Source organism: Sphingomonas sp. G-3-2-10 (assembly GCF_012927115.1).
Taxonomy (GTDB): Bacteria; Pseudomonadota; Alphaproteobacteria; order Sphingomonadales; family Sphingomonadaceae; genus Sphingomonas.
The window spans coordinates 692325-714931 of record NZ_JABBFY010000002.1; the positions used below are offsets into that span (position 1 = coordinate 692325).

Sequence of the window (22607 nt, forward strand, 5' to 3'; positions counted from 1 at the left end):
CCGGCTACCCAACGGCAGTGTATTCTATGGGTGGCCGGGTGGGGGAGCGGGCTGGTGCGGTACGATTCAGCGAAGCTGAATCCAGACCCTACGCCTGAATCTCCGCGATCCAGCGATCGACGGTGCGAGCGACGGCGATGCTGTCGCTCGCACCAAGTCCCGGATAGGCGAATTCGCGCGCCCCGCTGCGGATGGCGCAGTTCGCGGCGCGGAACTGGAAGCCGTAGAGATGACGCGGTTCGTCGACCGGGAAGGCTTCGCGCGTGCCGTCGGGGCGGATCAGGCGGATCGTGTTGAGCCCGCCGGTCTTGCCGCCCGCGAACCAGAACTGGCCGATCTCCAGTCGCCCGGTACTGCCCAGGATATGAAGCACATTCTCCTGCCGCACCGCGATCGAGCAGGCCAGTTCGGCGACGATACCGCCGGGATAGACCAGCAGTGCCGCCGTGGTCTCGTCCACGCCGCTCGCGCCGAATTGGCCAATCGCCTTCAGCGTCTCGGGTTCGGGCAGCGTGGCGCCGGTCGCGCAGCCGGCGATCAGCGCGGCCATCGATACCGGATAGCATGCGAGGTCGAGCAAGGCGCCGCCGCCGAGCGCGGGATCGAAGAGGCGGGGTGCGACCACCGGATTGGCCGAAAAGCCGAAGCTCGAACGGATCATCCGCACCTCGCCGATCGCACCCGAGCGGATCAGGTCGAGAATGCGCGTCGTGAGCGGATGGTGGCGATACATGAACGCCTCGCCCATGAAACTGCCCGACGCGGCAGCTGCGCCGAACATGGCTTCGACTTCGACGGCGCTGACGCCCATCGGCTTTTCGCACAGCACATGCTTGCCCGCCTGCGCGGCAGCGATAGCCCATTCGGCGTGAAGGACGTGCGGCGTGGCGACATAGATCGCCTCGACTTCCGCATCCTCGATCAGCGCCTGATACCCCGCGACGATACGGATGCCGGGAAAGTCCTCTGCCAGCCCCGGCTTGGCCGGATCGCGCGCGCCAAGCGCGACGATCGCGCCGCAGGGCGAATCCGCCGCGCCGCGCAGGAAATCGCGAGCGATGTTGCCGGGGCCGAGAATGCCCCAGCGGACGGGATCGGTCATGCTGCGCCCCTCGCGTCCTGGTGCGCCCGAAGCGCGGCGAGCGCGTCCACGGCATATTGATGGTCGACCTCCTGCGCGAGGCCGCTGATCGCGACCGCACCGATCACCCCGGTGCCCCGGATACGGATCGGCACCGCGCCGCCTGCGTCCATATGGGTCGCGCGATCCAGGCCGAAGCGTTCGAACATATTCTCCCGCGTGCGGAACCACAGGTTCAGCGCGTAGCTCGACCGTTCGAAGCGCAACGCGATGGCGATCTTGCGCCGGGTCCAGTTCAGATTGTCCAGCGTCGCGCCGGGCAGCAGGGTCTGGAACAGCGTCGTTCCGGCGCGCTGGATATCGATCGCGATGGGCGCGCTTTCCCGCGCCGCGCGGTCGCGCAGGTGACAACCGAGCCACCACGCATCGTCGGCATCGAACCCGCGCAACGTGAGTGTTTGCTCCTCTCCATCGATCTGCTCGACCGTTCGTTCGCTGGTCACGCCTTGCGCCTCCCGTCTTTTAATTTAGCGCTAAATCTATTAGGCCCGCGTGGTTGTCAATCGACGCGGCTGCGTCGCGGAGGAGAGTGGTCATGCAGGCAGGTTCGAAGACGCCGCCGGGAGCGAACCCGGCGCATGGTCCGTTCCGTCCGCTCCAGCCGGGGCAGGTTTCGCAGGTCCGCATCGTCTCACGCGACGGAGCCGAAGACCGCCTGGTGTACGAAGCATCGCATCTGCTCGAAGCGCCCAACTGGACCGGCGACGGCGCGCTGATCGTCAATGGCGGCGGGCGGCTGTTCCGGCTGGCACTGGCGGAGGGCGCGGTGCCCGAGCCGATTGCGGTCGAGGGCATCGCCGACGCCAATAACGACCATCTCCTGTCGCCCGATGGCGCGACGATCTACCTCAGCGCCTCGCGCTGCGTACATGCCGTGGCGGTGGCCGGCGGCGTGCCGCGCCGGGTGAGCGCGCACGGCGACCTGGCCTTTTATCTGCACGGCATTTCGCCCGATGGCGCGACATTGGGCTGCGCGACGATCCTGCGCGACGCGGAGGGGCTGAACTGGGGGATCGCGACGCTGCCCGCGCAAGGCGGCGAGGCGACCGAATTGCTGTCTGGCCGCGTGCCGGTCGATGGTCCGGAATGGACGCCGGATGGCGCATGGATCTGGTTCAACGCCGAGCTGGAAGCAGTGGTACCCGGCGACGCCAGTCTGTTCCGTATGCGGCCCGACGGCAGCGGGATCGAGCGGATGAGCTTCGGCGAGCGGGTGGACTGGTTCCCGCACCCAGATCCGCACGGCGAGCTGGTCGCCTATCTCAGCTATCCGCCGGGCACGACCGGACATCCGCCCGACCTACCGGTCGAGCTGCGCGCGATGCCGGCAGGCGGCGGCGAACCGCGCACGCTCGCACGCTTCTTTGGCGGTCAGGGATCGATCAACGTGAACAGCTGGTCGCCGGACGGCGAATGGCTGGCTTACGTCGCCTACCCCCTGCCCTGAGTCAGCGGTCGATCCGGGCGGTATCGAGCAAGTCGAGCAGCCGGATCGCGGTGTCGATCCCGCCGGTGTCGCCGCTGCCGTCGAGCCGAGCGTGCAGCGACTGCCACGAGGCGCGCAGACCGTTTTCGTAGCGGGGCAGCGCGGCGCGGGTGCCGCCTGCATCGAACAGCCGGACATCGGCTGCGGTGGCGACGGCGGCGCCATCGATCGCAATGGCGCGTCGGAAACTGCGCGAGACCGTCTCGACCGAGAAGCGCGTGCGGAAGCTGCGCCGCGCGGTGACGCGGACGCCCTGCCAGCTGCCGGTGCTGGTCACGCCCAGCGTGATCTGGCTCGGCGTATCGGCGAGCACGCGGACGGCTTCGGCGTGGCAGCCGAGCCGATCGAGCAACATCAGCAACTCGAACAGCGCCGCGCGGAGCGATCCGCCGGTTTCGGCGTCGGCGTCGACGATCATCGCCTGGTCGTCGCCGGGAACCTGCATCAGCGCCACGGCCTCGGCGGTCAGGGCGGGTGCCGCGCGCAACGCCAGTCCGGTGACGGCGCGGCTATCGGTCAGGGCGCGAAGCGCGGTCGCGCCCGCAAGGCCCGGCTCGACAACCATCACCGCCGCACCGGCGGCGAAAGCGAGGTCCGCACCACGCAGCGCGACGACATCGGTACCCTCGGCGTCGACGCGAAAGCGGGTGGGAAGGGTCGCCAGCACCGGCCGCTGGCTAGCCAGCGCAGCGGGAACGGAAACGCAGAACTGCTTCATGCCACGATCTCCATCACGTCGGCGGCGGCATCGGCGAGGTCGAGCGCATAGGCGAGATCCTCGATCGCCTGTTCGACCGGCATGTCGAGCGGGGTGTCGTTGGTCAGCGCGTCGTGCAGGTGGCGCCACTGCGCGGCATAGCCATTCTCGCCGAACGCGAAGCCACGATCGCCGTTTGCGTCGCTGAGCAGCGCACGGCCCGATGCGCCCGCGATATAGGAGGGGCCGAAATCGACATGGAGGCGGCGGTCCGGCCCCGACGCTTCGAAGGTCCAGGAGGGCGGCCATTGCCCGGGCATCACCGCCAGCAGCTCGGCGACCTGATCGCCCGCGCGGATCAGCAGCGAATAGCCGAACGGCGGATGGCGGCGCGCCTCGACCACGATGCCGGGCTCCCTGAGGAAACGCCGGACCAGCGGGATATGATGGACGGCCAGGCCGAGGATCGTCTGGCGCAGCCGCTCGCGCTGGAATTCGGGCGGTTGTTCGGCGGGCGGCGCGGGCGGCGGCGGGGAAGGAAAGGCTTCCTCGGTCGCCGCGCCGACGAACTGCGCATTGGGCGGCACGAAGATGGCCGAGCGGATGCGCGTCGCAGTCGCACCGGCCGCTTCCCATGCGGCGAGGCCCGCGCGGAATCCGGGATCGTACCAGTGCATCGTGCCGACAAGGATCTTCATGCCCGTCCCGGCGGCGATGGCTGCGACCTGTTCGGCTTGTTCGCGGTTCACCGCGAGCGGCTTTTCGACCAGCGCGGCGCGCTTGCCCGCATGGGCGGCGGCGATGAGCTGTTCGGCGTGGAAGACGTGGGGGCTGTTGATCGCAACGACGTCGATCGCGGGATCCTCGATCACCGCCATCGCATCGGTCACGCCGCGCGCGCCGCAGCGATCGGCGACGATCCGCGCCGTTTCGGCGTTGACGTCCATCACCGCGCCGACGCGCCACAGATCGGGCATGGCGGCAAGCGCGGGCAAGTGGATCGCCTGCGTCGCCTGCCCCGCGCCCAGAAAGCCGATGGTGAAGGGCGCGGTCATGCCAGCGGCGTCCAGCCGGCGCGGGCCGCGCTTGCGCTGACGGCGGTTTCGACGAAGCGCATCGTCCGCACGCCTGCCTCGATCCCCGGCAGCACATCGCCGATCAGGCCGCGCTCGCCGCGAATCGCCTTGGCGAAATCACGATACTGCACCGCGAAGCCGGCAAGGATCGATCCGCCAAAGCCGGGCGGCAACGGCTCGCGCACTAGCAGGCCGGGCGACATCGGCGAGAGCAGCGACACGCCGCCGTCGGCCCCGACGAAGCGCAGCGTTTCCGGCGTTTCCGCTGCCCAGTGGAGTGCGCCCTTCTCCCCGAAGACCTGAAGCGTGAAGCCGAGGCGTTCGCCGACCGCGACCTGTGACGAAGCAAGAACGCCCGATGCGCCGCCGGCGAAGTGCATCAGGATATTGGCGTCGTCGTCCAGCGCGCGGCCGGGAACATGCGTGGTCACATCGGCCATAATCTCGCTGACCGTATCGCCGGTGACATATTCGGCGAGGTGGAAGGCGTGGGTGCCGATGTCCGAGATGCAGCCGCCCACGCCCGAACGCGCCGGATCCATCCGCCATGCCGCGCGCGGGTTACCGGCCTGCTCGAGCGGTGCAGCCAGCCAGCCCTGCGAAAAGCTGATCGCGACCTTGCGCACCTTGCCGATCATGCCCGCCGCGACCCGCGCGCGGGCCTCGCGGATGATCGGGAATCCCGAATAGGTGAAGGTCAGCGCATAGACGCTCGTGCTGGCCGCGACGGCGGCTTGCAGCGCTTCGGCTTCGGCCAGCGTCGCCGTGGCCGGCTTGTCGGACATCACATGCAGGCCCGCGTCGAGCGCGGCCATCGCTGCAGGGAAATGGAGATGGTTCGGCGTGGCGATCGCCAGCACTTCGATCCCGTCGGCACGGTCGCGCTCGGCGGCGATCATCTCGTCATGGCCGGCATAGCAGCGATCGGGGGCGACGCCATATTGCGCGCCCGCCGCGCGCGAGCGTTCGAGATCCCCGGAAAAGGCGCCTGCGACGAGCTCGAACGCGCCGCTGAGATGCGCGCCCAGATGATGCATCGGGCCGATGAACGATCCGATACCGCCGCCCACCATGCCGAGTCTGATCTTCGCCGTCATCCAACCTCTCCAACGCACAATCGCAATTTAGTTTACCGGTAAATCTTCGATGCCATCATTGTCAACCTGTCGCTTCGGACGCATTGCAGCGGCAGGAAACGGGGGCAGGATGGCGCGGCGCCGCGGGAGTGAAGTGACGATCCGGGCGGTGGCCGAGCGCGCCGGCGTTTCGGCGATGACGGTCTCCAACGTGATCAACGGCACCGGCAAGGCGACCGACGCGACGCGCGCCCGCGTGCGCGCGGCAATCGATGCGCTGGGCTATCGTCCCAATGCCGCGGCGCGGGCATTGGCCAGCCCGGGCGCGAGTCGCATCGGCGTCGTCTATGCCAACCCGCAAAATGCGTTCCTCAGCGCGATGCTGGTCGGCGCGCTACATGCGGCGGCCAAGCTGGGCGCACAGCTGATGGTCGAGCATTGCGGCGAAGCCGATTACGAAGCGCTGGCCGAATCGCTGCGTTCGCTGGTGCGCAGCGGCGCGAACGCGCTGCTGCTGCCGCCGCCCTATTCGGAGCTGGTCGCGGGCAAGCCGATCCTGGCCGAACTGGGCGTGCCCGTCGCGGCGATCGCGGCGGGGCGGGCGATGCCGGGGCTGATCACGGTGCGCGTCGACGATCGCGCGGCGGCGCGTGCGATGACCGATCTGCTGATCGCGCAGGGGCATCGTCGGATCGGCTTCATCGCCGGACCGGAGAGTCACTCCTCCACTGCCGCCCGGCGCGAAGGCTATCGCGACTCGCTCCAGGCGCATGGACTGAGCGTCGAGCCGGACCTGATCGTCGCGGGGGAATTCACCTTCGAATCGGGGCTGGATGCGGCGGCGGCGCTGCTCGATCTGGCCGAGCGGCCCGATGCGATCTTCGCGTGCAGCGACGATCTGGCCGCGGCGGTCATCTCCGTCGGCGCGCGGCGCGACCTGCGCATTCCGCAGGATTTGGCGGTGGCCGGGTTCGACGACACCCCGATCGCGATCAAGGTCTGGCCGACTCTCACCACGGTGCGCCAGCCGATCTCCGCGATGGCCGAGGCAGCGGTACTGGCGCTGGCCGAGGGCCTGCGAAACGGGGGACTCGCGGGCGATATGGAGGATCGCATCGTCGGCTTCGAGCTAGTAGAGCGCGCCTCCACCGGCGGCTGACCGCCGCCTCGTGCCCGTTCCCGCCCGGTCACGGATGGCAAATATGGCACAGTGTCCCGCCTGATCGCACAGTCCGCATTGGGCAATGCATTCCACTATTGACAATGGCGATCGGAAGTTCCAGCAGGGCCTAGATTTAGCGCTAAGGCTCAATAGGGCTTGCGCTGAAGCGGAGAGGAGCCCGACAGTGACTTCGCCTCTCTTCGCACCTGTTGAAAACGGCTCGCTTCCACAGAGGCAGCCGGCATGGGAGGAACATATGCGCGATTTTCTTCGTAATCTCGGCAATGGCGCCAGCCAGGCGGCATTGATCGTTGGCCTCGTCGCAATGCCGACGATTGCCTATGCCCAGTCGGCCGAGGAGCCGGTTCAGGCGCCCGTCGATGAAGCCGAGCCGGACAATGGCGAAATCGTCGTGACGGCGCAGAAGCGCAGCGAGCGTCTGGTCGACGTCCCGCTGGCCGTCACTGCCGTGAGCGGCGAGACGCTGGCCGGGGCACAGGTCAACGACACCGCCAGCCTGACGCGCGCCGTGCCGTCACTGACCTTCCAGCAGGGCAACAATCCGGGCAATTCCAGCCTCCGCATCCGCGGCGTCGGTACCCAGCTGTTCAGCCAGGGCGTCGAATCGGCGGTGTCGGTCGTGGTCGACGGCGTCGTCGCGCCGCGTCAGGCGCAGGGCCTGAGCGACCTTTCCGACCTTGAGCGGATCGAAGTGCTGCGCGGCCCGCAGGGCACGCTGTTCGGCAAGAACGCCACCGCCGGCGTCGTCAACATCGTCACCGCCCGCCCGTCCGATCAGTTTGGCGGCAGCGCCGAAGTCACCGTTGCCGAACAGGGCGAATACCGCTTCCGCGGCTCGCTGACCGGCCCGATCAGCAGCACGCTGAAGGCGCGCGTCAGCGGCTTCTACAACAATGTCGACGGGCACCTGAACAACATCGCCAAGAATGTCGACGGCAATGGTTACGAGAGCTGGGGCGTGCGCGCCAAGCTGGACTGGGAAGCCGCGCCGAACCTGAACTTCCTGCTGATCGGCGACTATCGCATCACCAATTCGAACTGCTGCTCGCGCGTGCCGGTGTCGATCGTCAATCCGGCGATGCAGACGCTGCTCGGCCCGATCGTCGCGTCGCCCAAGAATCGCGACATCTCGAACGACGACGGCAGCTTCACCCGCATCAAGGGTACGACCGTCTCGCTGCAGGGCGACTGGGATCTCGGCTTCGGCACGGTCACGTCGATCACCGCATGGCAGTACTACCGTCAGAACGACTCGTTCGAGCCGGACGGCATCTTCTCCAACCCGGTCCGCTATGTCGGTGCGTTCCCCTATTCGGCGTGGAACTTCAACAACACCAACATGCACTATGGCAACTTCACGCAGGAGTTGCGCCTCAGCTCGAACGGCAGCAGCGACTTCACCTATGTGGTCGGCGGCTTCTACAGCCATCTCGACCTCGACCGCGAATATAACCGCCGTCGCGAGCGTTGCGCGACGGGCACCATCGGTCAGGTCTGCACCGTGCCGCTGACCGCCGACTCGTCGGGCTTCAACGGCAATTTCAAGAGCGACAACTACGCCCTGTTCGGCCAGGTCGACTGGCGCGTCGCCGGTGGCCTGCACCTGATCGGCGGCCTGCGCGGCACCTATGAGAAGCAGACCGTCACCGGCCGCGTCTATGGTCCGCTCCAGACCGGCGACACGCTGTTTCCGGGCACGGTGATCAACCAGGGCACCCGCTCGCGCGACGACAGCGCGGTGACCGGCCGTGCGGGCCTGCGCTACGAGTTCGACCGCAACTTCCAGGTCTATGGCACCTATACCCGCGGCTATAAGGCGTTCGCGCTCGACATCGACGCGACCACCCGCTTCGACAACCAGGTCGGCATCGCGCCGGAGCACGTCAACGGCTACGAACTGGGCGTGAAGTGGGTCGCGCCGGGCCGCAAGTTCGACATCAACGCCGCCCTGTTCCGTTCGGACTTCACCAACCTGCAGGTGCAGGCGCTGCTGACCGATCCGGTCGCCGGCACCTTCCAGACCGTGTTGCAGAATGCCGGCAAGTCGCGTTCGCAGGGCTTTGAAGCGGAAATGAACTTCCGCCCGACGCGTGGCCTCTCGATCGCAGCGAACTTCACTTTGGTCGATGCGACGATCGACGTTCCGGGCCAGAGCTGCCCGCTTCAGGTGGCTTCGACGGGCACCTTCGCCAGCAATTTCCCGGTCAACACCTGCTATGTCCGCAGCACGACCGTTGGCGGCGTGACCACCCTGTCGGGCGCGATCACGGACGTGGTCGGCGGCCAGCTGCCTGCCACCCCGCGCTACCGCGTCGGCGTGACGCCGCGTTACGAGCATGAGTTCGGCTCGTTCGGCGGCTTCGTTCAGGTCAGCCTGAACTATCAGAGCGACGTCAGCTTCGCGCTGAACCAGGACCCGCTGCTCAAGCAGGACGGTTATGCGATCGTCGACGCCAGCGTCGGCATCAACACGCTCGACAATCGCTATGCGCTGACGTTCTTCGTCCGCAACCTGTTCGACCAGACCTACTATTCGCAGCTCAACCACGGGACGATCCTGGCCAATGCGGCCAATCCGCGCGATCTGTGGGCGAACATCAACAAGGATGCCGATCGCTATGTCGGCGGCACGTTCAAGGTGCGTTTCTAAGCCTTGCGTAACGGTCGGGGCCGGTCGATGCCGGTCCCGGCCTTGTTCTTTACGACCGGCGACGAGGGGATGAGAGGTGCGGAAATTCATCCTGGCCCTGATCGGGATCGCGACAGCGGCGGTATCCCCCGCCCACGCGTCCGGACCGGCATCCGCCGAACGCCCCCGGATCATCGTGCTGACCGATATCGGCAACGAGCCCGATGACTCCGAAAGCTTCGTCCGCTTCCTGCTCTATACCGATCAGTTCGATGTCGAGGGGCTGATCGCCACGACATCGGTATGGCAGCGCGACAAGGTGCAGCCGCAGCTGCTGCACGAGCGGATCGACGCCTATGAGAAGGTGCGGCCGAACCTGCTGCGCCACTCGGCCACCTATCCCGGCGCCGCAGCACTTCGCGCTTTGGTCCTGCCCGGCCAGCCGCTCTACGGCATGGCCGGAGTGGGCAAGAGGCGCAGCACGCCTGCTTCGCGTTCGATCGTCGCCGCGGTGGACCGTGCCGACACCCGGCCGGTCTGGGTACTGCTATGGGGCGGCGCGGTCGATCTGGCCCAGGCGCTGCGCGACGTGCGCGCCACGCGCACCCCGGCGCAGGTCTCCGCGTTCGTCGCGAAGCTGCGCGTCTATTCGATCTCCGATCAGGACGATGCCGGCCCCTGGCTGCGGCGCGAATTCCCGAATCTGTTCTGGATCGCCAGCATTCATGGCTGGGGCCAGTATAATCTGGCGACCTGGGCCGGCATCTCGTCGGACCGGCGCAATCCCGAACAATGGCCCGATCGCGACGTCGTCGCCGATCCGTGGCTTGAAACGCATGTGCGGCGCGGGCCGCTGGGCGCGCTCTACCCGCTGCCCGAATTCATCATGGAAGGCGACACCCCGTCTTTCCTCCACCTGATCCCCAATGGCCTGAACGATCCCGAACAGCCCGATCAGGGCGGCTGGGGCGGGCGTTATATGCGCGCGGCGCCGAGCGGCGGGCTGTTCGCCGACACCAAGGACAGCTTCACCCGCGACGGGCGGATCTGGTCGAGCAATCAGGCGTCGGTCTATCGCTGGCGACGCGCTTTCCAGAACGACTTCGCCGCGCGCATGGCGTGGAGCGTCGATGCGACCGCCAACCATGCGCCGGTGCCGGTGGCCAACGGCATGCCCGGCCTCGCGCCGGTGCGGCTGCGCGCCAAGGCTGGCGAGCGAGTCGTGCTCGACGCCGCAGGCACCGGCGATCCCGATGGCGATACGCTGGATTACAGCTGGTGGCAGTATCGCGAAGTGGGCGGGATTCCCGGCCAGCCCGCAGTCGAAATCGCCGACAGCGGCACGCCGCGCGCCAGCTTCGTCGCCCCCGCAGTGAAGGCGGCACGGGAAGTGCACTTCATCCTCGAAGTACGCGATCGCGGCACGCCACCGATCACCCGATATCGCAGGATCATCGTCGAGGTGCAGCCATGACTTGCCTGTCGCGCCGCAAGCTGATCGGTGCACTGCTGGGCGGCGGCGTGATGCTGGCCGCCACGCCGGTGCTGGCCCGCGAGGGCAAGCGGCCGAACATCGTCCTGATCGTGCTCGACGACACCGGCTATTCGGATTTCGGCTGCTTCGGGTCGGAGATCCGCACGCCGCACATCGATGCGCTGGCGGCGGCGGGGCTGCGTTACACCCGCTTCGAAAGCCGGGCGATGTGCACGCCGACCCGCGCGGCGCTGCTGACCGGGCGCAACAACCAGACACTGGGGCTGGCCGACCTGCCGGCGGGCAAGCTCCAGCCGGTCGGCACCGGAAAGGATACCGGTATCCTCGCCGCCAACGCGCAGACCTTGCCGCAGGCGCTGCGCAACAGCGGCTATGCGACCTACGCGATCGGCAAATGGCATCTCGCGCCCGAGACCGAGGACGGCACGCCGGGCAACAACGGCTCCTGGCCGCTCCAGCGCGGCTTCGACTATTTCTACGGCTTCATGAGCGGATGGAGCGACCAGTATCGCCCCGACCTGACCGAGAATAACGCCCCGCTGCCCAGGCCCGACGCGCCGGACTATCATTTCTCCGCCGATATCGTCGACAAGGCGATCGGCAAGCTGGCGACGAACAAGGCCAAGCCCGCCTTCCTCTACCTCGCCTTCGGCGCCACCCATGCCCCGATCCAGGTGCCGCAATCCCATATCGACCGCTATGCCGGGGTGTACGATAAGGGCTGGGACGCGATCCGGGCCGAGCGGTTCGCACGGCAGAAGCGGATCGGCATCGCCCCGGCCGACGCGGTGCTGCCGCCCCCCAACAAGGGCGATCGGCGCTGGGCATCGCTCAGCGCAACCGAGCAGCGCGTCTATGCACGGTTCATGGCCGCCTATGCCGGGTTCCTCGAGCATACCGATGCGCAGATCGGCCGGCTGGTCGCCGCGCTGAAGGCCAGCGGCGACTATGAGAATACGCTGTTCGTGCTGCTGTCAGACAATGGCGCCAGCGCCGAAGCCGGGCAGACCGGATCGATCGACCAGCTCTATCCCCCGCGCCCGCTCGACGCGAATGCCGCGCTTGGCCGGATGGACGAGATCGGCCGCGCGCATATCGGGATGCAGCGCCCGTGGGGCATGGCAAGCAACACGCCGTTCGCGCGCTACAAGTCGTGGCCGTTCGCGGGCGGCGTGCGCACGCCGCTGATCCTGTCGTGGCAGGGCAGGCTGTCCGATGCGGGTGCGGTGCGCACGCAGGCAGTGGACGCCATCGACATCGCGCCGACGCTGATCGAACTGGCGGGTGCGCGGTTCGATCGGCGGGTTGGCGGGATCGCGCAGATCCCGGTCGCGGGCGCCTCGATCCGCAAGACGATGCTGTCCGCCGCCGCACCCGATCCGCGCCCGGTCCAGTTCTTCGAGCTGCGGGGCAATCGCGCGATCCGTTCGGGCCGCTGGCGCGCGGTGGCGATCCACCGGCTGGGTGCGCCGTTCGAGCAGGATCATTGGGCGCTGTTCGATACCGCGACCGACTTCGCCGAAGCGAACGACGTGTCCGCGCACCATCCAGAGAAAGTCGCCGAGCTGAAGGCACTGTGGCTGCGCGAGGCGACCAGATATGGCGCGCTGCCGCTGAGCGAAGGCCCGGAATATGTCCGCAAGCTCGATCGCTATCGCGACGCGTTTCTGGAGGAATAGGAAATGAAGCGCCGTATCCGTCCGATCCTGCTCGCCTGCTGCGCCGCCTTCGCGGCAACGACGCTGGCCGGCACCGCGGCCGAGGCCCAGACGCCCCCGGCCCGGCAGCAGGAAAAGCAGCAGCCCAACATCATCTTCGTGCTGGTCGACGATTTGCGCTTCGACATGATGGGGTTCCTCAATCCGCAGCTGAAGACGCCGAACATCGATTTCCTCGCGAGGAACGGCACCTATTTCCGCAACGCCGTGGTCACCTCGTCGCTGTGCAGCCCCAGCCGCGCGACGATCCTGACCGGCCAGACCGCGCGCAATCACGGCGTGATCGACAACAACAACAGCTCCGAGAAGGGACTGGTGTTCTTCCCGGCCTATTTGCAGCAGGCCGGATACCAGACCGCGTTCTTCGGCAAATGGCATATGGGCTTCGACACCGATGCCCCCCGCCCCGGCTTCGACAAATGGGTCAGCTTCAAGGGGCAGGGCACCTATTTCGCCACCGAACGGTTAAGCCCCGAGCGGATCGCCGCGGGCGATCGCCAGATGCTCAACGTCGATGGTGTACCGACGAAGCGCACCGGCTACATCACCGACGAGCTGACCGACTATACGATGGACTGGCTGGAAACGGGCCGCGACAAGTCGAAGCCCTTCTTCGTCTATCTCAGCCACAAGGCGGTGCATTCGGACGCGCTGCCGCCCGAGCGCTACAAGGACCAGTATAAGGGTCTGGACATCCGCCTGCCCGATACGCTGGCCGACACGCCGGAGAATAACGAAGGCAAGCCGTTATGGGTTCGCAACCAGCGCAACAGCTGGCACGGCGCGGACTTCCCCTATGCCACCGATCGCGACCTGCGCGAACAGGTCCGCGACATCTATCGCACCCTCTCCCCGGTGGACGACAGCCTCGGCCGCATCCTGACCTATCTGCGCGGGAACGGGCTCGACCGGAATACGATGATCGTCTTCTATTCGGACAATGGCTTCCTGATCGGGGATCATGGTCTGATCGACAAGCGCAACGCCTATCAGCCCTCGGTGCGCGTACCGATGCTGGTATGGGCGCCCGGGCTGGGCGTCGCGCGCGGCGCGACCAGTGACGCGGTGGTGCGCAATCTCGATCTGGCCCCGACTTTCCTCGACATGGCGCATGTCGCGAAGCCCGCGCAGATGGAAGGCAGCAGCTTCCTGCCGCTGGCCGAAGGCAGTATGGCCGCATCGGCATGGAATCCGGGCGACTTCGTCTATGAATATTATTGGGAATGGACCTTCCCCCAGACGCCGACGACCTTCGCCATCCAGCGCGGCGGCATCAAATACATCCAGTATCAGGGCGTTTGGGACACCGAGGAACTGTACGACCTCAACAAGGATCCGGACGAGCGGCACAATCTGATCGACGATCCGGCCTATGCCGAAACGCGCGTGACGCTGCGCCGCGCCCTGTACGAGCAGATGGCGAACCGCGAGGGCAAGCATGTCGTGCCCTATACCGAACGGACGAGCCCCGGCGTGGTCCAGCGCGACCGCCAGGGCACGCGCGCCGCCGACTTCCCCGAGCGCTGGTACGCGGAGCCGAACCTGCCGACCCGGATGAACGACATCTTCCCCGACAGCCCAGCCAAGAATGACGCGAACGCGCGCGGCAAGCCCTATTTCCCACAGAGGCCGGAATGACCCAGATCCAGACCGCACCCAGTCCAGCCGATGCCCGGCCTTGGCCCTCCAGGGTCAGCGCGTGGTACGTCGCGATCCTGCTGATGCTCGCCAACACGCTGGCGTTCGTCGATCGTCAGGCGATGGCGCTGCTGGTCCAGCCGATCAAGCAGGACCTGATGATCTCGGACACTGCGATCAGCCTGCTCTACGGCCTCAGCTTTACGCTGTTCTATGTCGCGGTGGGCATCCCGATCGCGCGGCTGGCCGACCGGTCGAACCGGCGCAACATCATCGCCGCATCGATTCTCGTCTGGAGCCTGGCTACCAGCGCGTGCGGGCTGATGCGGTCCTTCTTCGGCCTGTTCGTGGCGCGCGTCGCGGTCGGCGCGGGTGAGGGCGGGCTGACGCCGGCGGCCTATTCGATGCTGTCGGACTATTTCCCCAAGGAAAAACTGCCCGCCGCGATGGGGGTGTACCAGATCGGCCTGTATCTGGGCGGCGCATCGGCGCTGATGATCGGCGGGCTGATCTCGGTGGTAATCCCGCCCTCCTCGACCGTGATCGTGCCGTTGCTCGGCGCGATGAAGGGCTGGCATATCGTCTTCCTGCTGCTCGGCCTGCCCGGCGTGCTGCTGTCGGCGCTGATGCTGACCGTGCGCGAACCGCTGCGCCGCGGCGTTCCGGTCGAGCAGGAAAGCGTGCCGCTGCGTCAGTTCTTCGCGCATATCGCCAGGCAGAAGGGCGCCTATATCGGCATCGCGCTGGGCTTCGCGCTGATGATCCTGGTCGGCAACGGCTCGTCGGTGTGGATCCCCGCCTTCTTCCAGCGCGAGTTCGGCTGGACCACCGCGCAGGTGGGCAGCAATTACGGCCCGGTCGTCTTCATCTGCGGCACGCTCGGCGCGCTGACCGGCGGGTTCGTCGCGTCGAAGCTGCGCGGATCGGGCCGGCCCGACGCCAGCCTCCGCGCGTCGCTGTTCGGCTTCTGCGCGCTGGTACCGATCACCATCGCTTTCCCGCTGATGCCCACCGCGACCGGCGCGCTGGTGATGATCGGCCTGATGAACTTCTTCGCCGGGTTCAACTTTGGCGGCGGCCTCGCCACGCTGCTGGAGATGACGCCGAACCGGATGCGGGCATTGGTCTCGGCCTTCTACATGCTGACGATCAACCTGATCGGCGCGGCGTTGGGGCCGACCGCCATCGCATTGTGCACCGATTTCTGGTTCGCCGACCCGCAGCGCCTTCCCGAAGCGATTTCGCTCGTTTCGGGCATTGCTTCGCCTCTGTCGGTTCTCGCACTATGGATCGGGATGCGGAGCTATCGTGCCCAGGCCGGGTTGCGTGAGGCGGCGGCAATCTGAGGGGACGGAACGGGCATGGCGCGTACGCGGCGTAAGGGGGGCGGGATCACCATCCAGGCGGTGGCGGAGCGCGCGGGCGTTTCGGCGATGACCGTGTCCTACGTCATCAACGGCACCGGCCGGGTGAGCGCCGCCACGCGCGAGACGGTGATGGCCGCGGTCAACGAGCTGGGATACCAGCCCAACATCGCCGCGCGCTCGCTGGCCAGTGCCGCGACCTGCCGGATCGGCGTGGTCTATCAAAGCTCGCAGAATGCCTTTCTCAGCGCGATGCTGGTCGGCGCGCTCAACGCCACCGCGCGTGCGGGGGTTGAGCTGACGGTGGGCAAGGTGGACGCGCCGGTGCTTGCCAATGCCGAACAGGCGATGCGCGGGCTGGTGCGCAGCGGCGCCAATGCGATCCTGCTCGCGCCGCCCTATGGCGAGCTGGTCAGCGGTTCGGGACTGGTCGAGGCGCTGGGCATCCCCGTCGCCGCCGTCGCGCATGGCGGCGCGCTGCCGGACATGGCGACGATCGGCGTGGACGATCGCGCGGCGGTCAGCGCGATGGTCGAGCGGCTGGTCGCACGCGGGCATCGGCGGATCGGGTTCGTCACCGGGCCGGATACGCATGATTCCAGCCCGCTTCGTCTGGCCGGGTTCCGCGACGGGCTGGAGGCGGCGGGTATCGCGTGGGACGACGCGCTGGTGACGCCGGGCCTGTTCACCTTCGAATCCGGGGTCGCGGCGGGCGAGGCGCTGCTCGATCTGGCGGAACTGCCGACCGCGATCTTCGCGTCGAACGACGATATGGCGTCCGGCGTGTCGTCGGCGATCCATCGCCGCGATCTGCGCATCCCGCAGGATATCGCCGTGGCCGGGTTCGACGATGCGCCGATCGCGGTGAAGATCTGGCCGTCCTTGTCCACCGTGCGCCAGCCGATCGAACAGATTGCGGAGCGCGCGACCGAATGGCTGATCGGACAGGTCACCGGACGCGGCGGCGAGCAATCGCGCGAGATCCGTATGCCGTTCGAAGTGATCGAGCGCGAATCCAGCGCTTTCGATCTGCCGCGCCTTTGACCTAAGACCGGGACATGACGGAAAAATCGCAGGGCGAAGCGGACAAGCGCCGCAGGGGTATCCAGTCGGTCGAGATCGGCCTGGGTGTGTTGGAAGCGCTGGCCGATCTGGGCGAGGCATCGACGCTGGGCGTGATCGCGCAGGCCAGCGGGCTTTCGGGATCGCAGACCCATCGCTACCTCGCCAGCCTGACTGCGGCGGGCATGGCCCGGCAGGACCCGGTGTCGGGCCGCTATGATCTTGGTCCCGCCGCGCTCAAGCTGGGGCTCGGCGCGCTTGCCCGCACCGATGCGTTCCGCGTCGCCGACATGGCGATCGAAGCGTTCGTGCGCGAAACCGGGCGCACGGTGCAGGTCGCCGCGCTGGGGCCGCAGGGCCCCACCGTGGTGCGCTGGCATATGGGCCGGCCGGCGGTGATGACTTCGTTCGGGGTCGGCGCGCTGCTGCCGCTGCTGTTCTCTGCGACCGGCCATATCTTCCTCAGCTTCGTGCCATCGGTCGAGATCGATCCGCTGCTGGAACGCGAGCTTTCGGACAGCGACATGACCGCGAAGGACGTGGCGGCATTGCGCGAGCGCGTTCGCGCCGCGGGCTGTGCGCATGTCGAAGGAACGGTGATCCCCGGGCTGCGCGCCACGGCATTCCCGATCTTCGATCTGCAGGGCCGGGCCATCCTGAGCGCCACCGCGCTGCTGCCCGCCGGGTTCGGAACCGAAGACGACAACGCGGTGATGGAACGGCTCGCCGCAACCTGCCGCGAAGCAAGCCGCCAGTTGGGCTGGAGCGGCTAAATTCATTTGACATAAGCCAACATATTGCGCGATGCAGAATTGCGCGGTGCACTCCCCCTCGCACCGCGCACCCTTTTCATCGAGATTCGCGCATGGAACTGGCCAACGATCAGCGTTCGCAACTGGAAGCGCTCTATCGCGAGATGGAGCCGGCGAACCTGCGCCCCTTATGGGAATCGCTGGCGGAGCTGGTGCTGCCCGAACCCAAGTCGCCTGCGGTGCCCCATCTCTGGTCGTTCGACGCAGTGCGCGACTATCTGATGCGCGCCGGCGACCTGATTTCGGCCGAGCAGGCCGAGCGTCGCGTGCTGATCCTCGAAAATCCCGGGCTCGACGGCCTCTCGTCGATCGTCCCCAGCCTCTATGCCGGGTTGCAGCTGATCCTGCCGGGCGAGATCGCGCCGAGTCATCGCCACGCCCAGTGTGCCTTGCGCTTCGTGATGGAGGGGGACGGCGCGTTCACCGCGGTCGATGGCGAGAAGGTGATCATGCGCCCGTTCGATCTGGTGCTGACCCCGGGCTGGCAGTGGCACGATCACGGCAATGACAGCGGCAAGCCGATGATCTGGCTCGACGGGCTCGATATCCCGACGGTGCGCCATTTCGATGCGAGCTTCGCCGAGCGGCTGGACGAGAAGGCGCAGCCGGTGACCGTGCCGACGGGCGACACCCGCGCGCGCTATGGCCATAACATGCGCCCGATCCGCGGTTCGGCGGCCGATCGTCGCCCGGCCCACCAGCCGCTGTTCCACTATCCCTATTCCGACTGGCGCCCCGCGCTGGATACGATGGCGGCGTCGGCGCAGATCGATCCGCATCTGGGCCATGCGCTGGAGTTCCTGAACCCCGCCGATGGCGGTTCGGTGATGCCGACCATCTCGGCGCATGTCCGTTTGCTGCCCGCCGGGTTCGAGACCAAGCCGCGCCGTTCGACCGATGGCGCCGTGTTCGTCGTCGTCGAGGGGACCGGGCGCGCGCAGGTGGGCGATCGCGACTATGCGCTCAAGCCGCGCGATCTGTTCGTCGTGCCGTCGTGGAAGGAATTGCGGCTTCAGGCCGAAAGCGATCTCGTCCTGTTCGCCTATTCCGACAAGGCGGCGCAGGAAAAACTGAATCTGTATCGGGAGGAATGTGCGTGACCCAGTTGTTCGAGGCGCCCGCGCCGGTTCTGGCGGCGACCAGCGACGGCAATCAGTTCCCGGTGCGCCGCATCTTCTGCATCGGCCGCAACTATGCCGCCCACGCGCGTGAGATGGGCCGCGATCCGGATCGCGAAGCGCCGTTCTTCTTCACCAAATGGGCCGAGACGGTCGTGCCGAGCGGGGCCACCATCGCCTATCCGGGCGAGACCGCGAACTTCCACTACGAAGCCGAACTGGTCGTCGCGATCGACAAGCCGGGCCGCAACATCGCTGCCGCCGACGCGCTGGGCCATGTCTATGGCTATGCCACCGGCCTCGACATGACGCGTCGCGACCTGCAGCTCGAAGCGCGCGAAAAGGGCCGCCCCTGGGATACCGGCAAGAATGTCGAGCAGTCCTCGCCGCTCGGCCTGATCCACCCCGTCGCCGAAGTCGGCCACCCCGACAGCGGCAGCATCCGCCTGACCGTGAATGGTGCAGTGAAGCAGGATGCCGATCTGAACGAGCTGATCTGGGACGTGCAGGACGTGATCGCCTATGTCTCGCGCTTCTACCGGCTGGAGCCGGGCGACCTGATCTACACCGGCACGCCCGCGGGCGTCGGCGCGGTGGTGCAGGGCGACGCGATCGTCGTGTCGATCGCGGGCCTCAGCGATTGCGCCGTAACGGTGGGTGCGCCCGCCAATGACTGACGCGGTGGCGCTTCACGGTTTCTTCCGGTCCGGCGCGTCCTATCGCGTCCGGATCGCGCTGAACCTGAAGGGCGTCGCCTATCGCGATGTCGCGCACGATCTGCGCAAGGGCGCGCAGAAATCGGCCGAGTATCGCGCGATCAATCCGCAGGGCTTCGTCCCCGCGCTGGAGATCGACGGGGCGACGCTGACGCAGAGCCTGGCGATCTGCGAATATCTCGACGAAGTGCATCCCGAACCCGCGCTGCTGCCGGCCGATCCGGTGCTGCGGGCAAAGGTGCGCGCGGCGGCGCAGGTGATCGCGTGCGACACGCATCCGGTGCAGAATCTCAAGGTTCTCGCCCGGTTGCGGGCGCTGGGTCATGACGAAGCCGCTGTCGGCGCCTGGGCCGCGGAGACGATCGATGACGGGTTCGACGCGTTCGACGCGCTGATCGCCGATCATGCCGGGCGCTATTGCTTCGGCGACACGGTGACGCTGGCCGACGTGATGCTGGTGCCGCAGCTGGTCAACGCCCGGCGCTTCGGCGCCGAACTGCGCTGGCCGCGCCTGCTGGTGATCGAAGCGGCATGCCTGGAGCTCGACGCGTTCCGCCGGGCGATGCCCGAAAACCAGCCCGACGCCGAATAGCCGGTCCGGGTGCTATGGCGATCCCGGGGCCAAAGCGGTAACGCGCCATCATGTCCAGCTCGACCGAAGGCATGCGTCTGATAGAAGGCGGCCGGTTCCTGATGGGATCGGACCGCTTCTATCCGGAGGAAGCGCCGCGCCGCGCGGTGCGGGTCGATAGCTTCCGGATCGACGTGACCCCGGTGACCAATGCGCAGTTCGCGCGCTTCGTGGCGGAAACGGACCATGTGACGCTGGCCGAGATCGCGCCCGATCCGGCGGATTATCCCGGCCTCGATCCCGAACAGGCCAAGGCGGGATCGCTGGTCTTCGAAAAGACCGCCGGCCCGGTCGACATGAGCGATTTCAGCTTGTGGTGGCAGTTCCGCTTCGGCGCGGACTGGCGGCATCCGCTCGGCCCCGACAGCTCGATCGCGGGGCTGGAAGACCATCCGGTCGTGCATGTCGCCTATGACGATGCCGAAGCCTATGCGCGCTGGGCGGGCAAGGCGCTGCCGACCGAAGCCGAATGGGAATATGCGGCGCGGGGCGGAAGCGACACCGACTATGCCTGGGGCGACGAACTCGCGCCCGGCGGCGCGATGCTCGCCAATTACTGGCAGGGCCTGTTCCCGTTCGCGAACACGATGCTCGACGGGTATGAGCGAACCTCGCCGGTGGGGCATTATCCGGCCAATGGCTACGGCCTGTACGACATGATCGGCAATGTCTGGGAATGGACCAGCGACTGGTTCGGCACGCCAGGCTCGCGCGACAAGAAGGTCTTCAAGCGGCGGCCCGACGCCTGTTGCGCGATCCCCAATCCGCGCGGGGCGCGCGAGTATGACAGCTTGGATCCCGGCTTCCCGGAGGTGCGCATTCCGCGAAAGGTTCTCAAGGGCGGCTCGCATCTCTGCGCCGCCAATTACTGCCAGCGCTATCGCCCGGCGGCGCGACATGCCCAGTCGACCGATTCCGCGACCACGCATATCGGGTTTCGCTGCGTCGTCCGCGTCTGAGCGGCGCCAGCTTCTATCTGGCCAGCGTCACCGGCTGGAACGCGCCGAGGCCGCAGGTCGGGCCCTGCCCGCGGAAATCGTCGCGCAGCACGGTGATCGTGTCGACCGAGCAGATCTGGTTGAGCGAGGTGCGATGGATATAGCGCCCCTCGAAGCCGAGGCCGGGGCAATCCTGCGGCAGCGTGTTGCGATAGACCTTCTTCCCGGCCACCACGAAATCGATCACCCGGTCGCTGCGGACATGGGTTTCGCGAATCTGGGTGAGCGACAGGCACGAGACCGGCTTGCCCGCCGGCGCAGCCTCGGGAACCCTGTCCTTCTGCACCGGCGCGCCCGCAACGCCGAAGATCATCAGGGCGGGGATCAGCAACATGCGCATCGGACGTCCTTTCAACTGGCGCCTTTAACTCGCGGCGCCGGCCTTGACCCTGGGCGGCAGGGTCTTGGGCTTGAACGCACACAGATCGGCGACGATGCATCGCCAGCATTCGGGCGTCCGCGCCTTGCACACATAGCGGCCATGCAGGATTAACCAGTGATGAGCGTGGAGCCGGAACGGCTGGGGAACGGCCTTTTCCAGCTTCAGCTCGACCGCCAGCACCGTCTTTCCCTTGGCCAGTCCCGTGCGATTGCCGACGCGGAAGATATGCGTATCGACCGCGAAGGTCTCGTGCCCGAACGCGGTGTTGAGCACGACATTGGCGGTCTTGCGGCCGACGCCCGGCAGCTTCTCCAGCGCCTCGCGATCGTCGGGCACCTCGCCGCCATGATCGCGGATCAGCTGCTCGGACAAGGCGATGACGTTCTTCGCCTTGGTGTTGAACAACCCGATCGTCTTGATGTGCCGCTTCAGGCCTTCCTCGCCCAGAGCGACCATTTCCGCCGGGGTCTTCACCTCGCGGAACAGCGCCCGGGTCGCCTTGTTCACCCCGACATCGGTCGCCTGCGCCGACAGCGCCACCGCAACGACCAGCTGATAGGGGTTGCCATATTCCAGCTCGGTCTCGGGGTGCGGATTCTCCGCCGCCAGCCGCGAGAAGAACTCGACGACCTCCGCCTTCTTCACACGCCCAGAACCTGGTCCATCGTGTAGCGCCCGGCCTTCTGGCCGGCGAGCCACAGGGCGGCCTGCACCGCGCCGCGCGCGAAGATGGTGCGGTCGTCGGCGCGATGCGTCAGTTCGATCCGCTCGCCATTGCCAGCAAAGACCACGGTGTGGTCGCCGACCACCGATCCGCCGCGCAGCGAGGCCATGCCGATCGTCCCGGTGCAGCGCGCGCCGACCGTGCCCGCGCGATCGGTGACGCCGGCTTCGGCCAGCGTCGTGCCCAGCCCTTCGGCGGCGGCATTGCCCAGCATCTGCGCGGTGCCCGAGGGAGCATCCACCTTGCCGCGATGATGCGTCTCGACGATCTCGATGTCCCAGCCTTCGCCCAGCCGCGCGGCGGCATCGCGCACCAGCCGCGCAAGCAGCCCCACGCCGAGCGAGGTGTTGCCGGTCTGGAGCACCGGAATATGCTGCGCCGCTTCGTCGATCAGCGCGTGATGGCGCGGCGAGAGGCCGGTGGTGCCGATCATGATCGGCGTCCGCGCGGCGCGGGCGGCGTTCAGATGCGCCTCGAGCGCGGCGACTGCCGAGAAATCGACCAGCACATCGGCCTTGCGCGCGATATCGGCGGGATCGTCGGCCATGTCGGCTCCGCCCGCGATCGTTGCGCCGAGCGAGGGCGCGATGTCCGCGATCGCCTGTCCCATGCGGCCGAGACTGCCGTAAATGCCGATACTGGTCATGCGCGGCCTCCTAGC

21 protein-coding genes are annotated in these 22607 nt (G+C 67.3%); 13 read left to right on the forward strand and 8 right to left on the reverse strand.

The genetic code is table 11. The features are described from left to right. Positions 1 to 88: 88 nt before the first annotated feature. Both HHL13_RS19995 and HHL13_RS20000 read right to left on the reverse strand, forming a co-directional pair. Positions 89 to 1102, reverse strand: a complete 1014-nt coding sequence (locus HHL13_RS19995) for a Gfo/Idh/MocA family oxidoreductase (RefSeq protein WP_169557675.1) — start codon at positions 1100 to 1102, stop codon at positions 89 to 91. Continuing rightward, on the reverse strand, positions 1099 to 1584 hold the full coding sequence (locus HHL13_RS20000; protein WP_169557676.1) for a heme-degrading domain-containing protein: 486 nt from the start codon (positions 1582 to 1584) through the stop codon (positions 1099 to 1101). The genes HHL13_RS19995 and HHL13_RS20000 overlap by 4 nt, the downstream gene beginning before the upstream one ends. Positions 1585 to 1676: 92 nt before the next feature. Between HHL13_RS20000 and HHL13_RS20005 the strand changes: the two genes are divergently transcribed. Further along, entirely contained in the window at positions 1677 to 2588 is a 912-nt protein-coding gene (locus HHL13_RS20005) for a PD40 domain-containing protein (protein WP_206377138.1), read from the forward strand. A 1-nt stretch (position 2589) separates the two neighbouring features. Here HHL13_RS20005 and HHL13_RS20010 read toward each other — a convergent pair whose 3' ends face one another. Genes HHL13_RS20010 through HHL13_RS20020 form a run of 3 tightly spaced genes read right to left on the reverse strand, consistent with a single transcriptional unit; the run spans position 2590 to position 5497 of the window. Then, positions 2590 to 3345, reverse strand: coding sequence for a hypothetical protein (locus HHL13_RS20010; RefSeq protein ID WP_169557677.1), 756 nt, complete (start codon positions 3343 to 3345; stop codon positions 2590 to 2592). Further along, on the reverse strand, positions 3342 to 4379 hold the full coding sequence (locus HHL13_RS20015) for a Gfo/Idh/MocA family oxidoreductase (protein ID WP_169557678.1): 1038 nt from the start codon (positions 4377 to 4379) through the stop codon (positions 3342 to 3344). Before HHL13_RS20015 ends, HHL13_RS20010 begins: the two co-directional genes overlap by 4 nt. Further along, positions 4376 to 5497, reverse strand: a complete 1122-nt coding sequence (locus HHL13_RS20020; protein WP_169557679.1) for a Gfo/Idh/MocA family oxidoreductase — start codon at positions 5495 to 5497, stop codon at positions 4376 to 4378. Before HHL13_RS20020 ends, HHL13_RS20015 begins: the two co-directional genes overlap by 4 nt. Before the next feature lie 109 nt (positions 5498 to 5606). On the opposite strand from HHL13_RS20020, the gene HHL13_RS20025 reads away from it, so the two are divergent. The 12 genes from HHL13_RS20025 to HHL13_RS20080 all read left to right on the forward strand — a co-directional run bounded on the left by HHL13_RS20025 (position 5607) and on the right by HHL13_RS20080 (position 20801). Continuing rightward, complete coding sequence (locus tag HHL13_RS20025; RefSeq protein WP_169557680.1) at positions 5607 to 6635, forward strand: LacI family DNA-binding transcriptional regulator; 1029 nt, start codon at positions 5607 to 5609, stop codon at positions 6633 to 6635. A gap of 259 nt (positions 6636 to 6894) precedes the next feature. Further along, positions 6895 to 9309 carry a TonB-dependent receptor gene (locus HHL13_RS20030; RefSeq protein WP_240953912.1) on the forward strand — a complete coding sequence of 805 codons (2415 nt, stop codon included), beginning with the start codon at positions 6895 to 6897 and terminating at the stop codon, positions 9307 to 9309. Between the two features lie 76 nt (positions 9310 to 9385). Further along, on the forward strand, positions 9386 to 10762 hold the full coding sequence (locus HHL13_RS20035) for a DUF1593 domain-containing protein (protein ID WP_206377139.1): 1377 nt from the start codon (positions 9386 to 9388) through the stop codon (positions 10760 to 10762). Beyond that, positions 10759 to 12462, forward strand: a complete 1704-nt coding sequence (locus HHL13_RS20040) for an arylsulfatase (RefSeq protein WP_169557681.1) — start codon at positions 10759 to 10761, stop codon at positions 12460 to 12462. The genes HHL13_RS20035 and HHL13_RS20040 overlap by 4 nt, the downstream gene beginning before the upstream one ends. A 3-nt stretch (positions 12463 to 12465) precedes the next feature. Continuing rightward, positions 12466 to 14139, forward strand: coding sequence for a sulfatase (locus tag HHL13_RS20045; RefSeq protein WP_169557682.1), 1674 nt, complete (start codon positions 12466 to 12468; stop codon positions 14137 to 14139). Then, the gene (locus HHL13_RS20050; protein ID WP_169557683.1) at positions 14136 to 15485 is read left to right on the forward strand and encodes an MFS transporter; all 1350 of its coding nucleotides are present in this window, start codon (positions 14136 to 14138) and stop codon (positions 15483 to 15485) included. The genes HHL13_RS20045 and HHL13_RS20050 overlap by 4 nt, the downstream gene beginning before the upstream one ends. Before the next feature lie 15 nt (positions 15486 to 15500). Beyond that, positions 15501 to 16547 (forward strand): LacI family DNA-binding transcriptional regulator, encoded by a 1047-nt coding sequence (locus tag HHL13_RS20055; protein ID WP_169557684.1) that lies wholly within the window; start codon positions 15501 to 15503, stop codon positions 16545 to 16547. A 14-nt stretch (positions 16548 to 16561) separates the two neighbouring features. Beyond that, on the forward strand, positions 16562 to 17338 hold the full coding sequence (locus tag HHL13_RS20060) for an IclR family transcriptional regulator (protein WP_169557685.1): 777 nt from the start codon (positions 16562 to 16564) through the stop codon (positions 17336 to 17338). 92 nt (positions 17339 to 17430) lie between these two features. Beyond that, positions 17431 to 18477, forward strand: a complete 1047-nt coding sequence (gtdA, locus tag HHL13_RS20065) for a gentisate 1,2-dioxygenase (RefSeq protein WP_169557686.1) — start codon at positions 17431 to 17433, stop codon at positions 18475 to 18477. After that, positions 18474 to 19172, forward strand: a complete 699-nt coding sequence (locus tag HHL13_RS20070) for a fumarylacetoacetate hydrolase family protein (RefSeq protein WP_346775602.1) — start codon at positions 18474 to 18476, stop codon at positions 19170 to 19172. The genes gtdA and HHL13_RS20070 overlap by 4 nt, the downstream gene beginning before the upstream one ends. Continuing rightward, positions 19165 to 19803 carry a maleylacetoacetate isomerase gene (gene maiA, locus HHL13_RS20075; RefSeq protein ID WP_169557688.1) on the forward strand — a complete coding sequence of 213 codons (639 nt, stop codon included), beginning with the start codon at positions 19165 to 19167 and terminating at the stop codon, positions 19801 to 19803. The genes HHL13_RS20070 and maiA overlap by 8 nt, the downstream gene beginning before the upstream one ends. A 71-nt stretch (positions 19804 to 19874) precedes the next feature. Next, complete coding sequence (locus HHL13_RS20080; protein ID WP_169557879.1) at positions 19875 to 20801, forward strand: formylglycine-generating enzyme family protein; 927 nt, start codon at positions 19875 to 19877, stop codon at positions 20799 to 20801. 13 nt (positions 20802 to 20814) lie between these two features. Here HHL13_RS20080 and HHL13_RS20085 read toward each other — a convergent pair whose 3' ends face one another. The 3 genes from HHL13_RS20085 to dapB are packed head-to-tail and all read right to left on the reverse strand — an operon-like array spanning position 20815 to position 22592. Continuing rightward, entirely contained in the window at positions 20815 to 21180 is a 366-nt protein-coding gene (locus HHL13_RS20085; protein ID WP_169557689.1) for a hypothetical protein, read from the reverse strand. 24 nt (positions 21181 to 21204) lie between these two features. Continuing rightward, positions 21205 to 21867 carry an endonuclease III gene (nth, locus tag HHL13_RS20090; protein ID WP_169557690.1) on the reverse strand — a complete coding sequence of 221 codons (663 nt, stop codon included), beginning with the start codon at positions 21865 to 21867 and terminating at the stop codon, positions 21205 to 21207. After that, entirely contained in the window at positions 21864 to 22592 is a 729-nt protein-coding gene (gene dapB / locus HHL13_RS20095) for a 4-hydroxy-tetrahydrodipicolinate reductase (protein ID WP_169557691.1), read from the reverse strand. Before dapB ends, nth begins: the two co-directional genes overlap by 4 nt. Positions 22593 to 22607 lie beyond the last annotated feature (15 nt).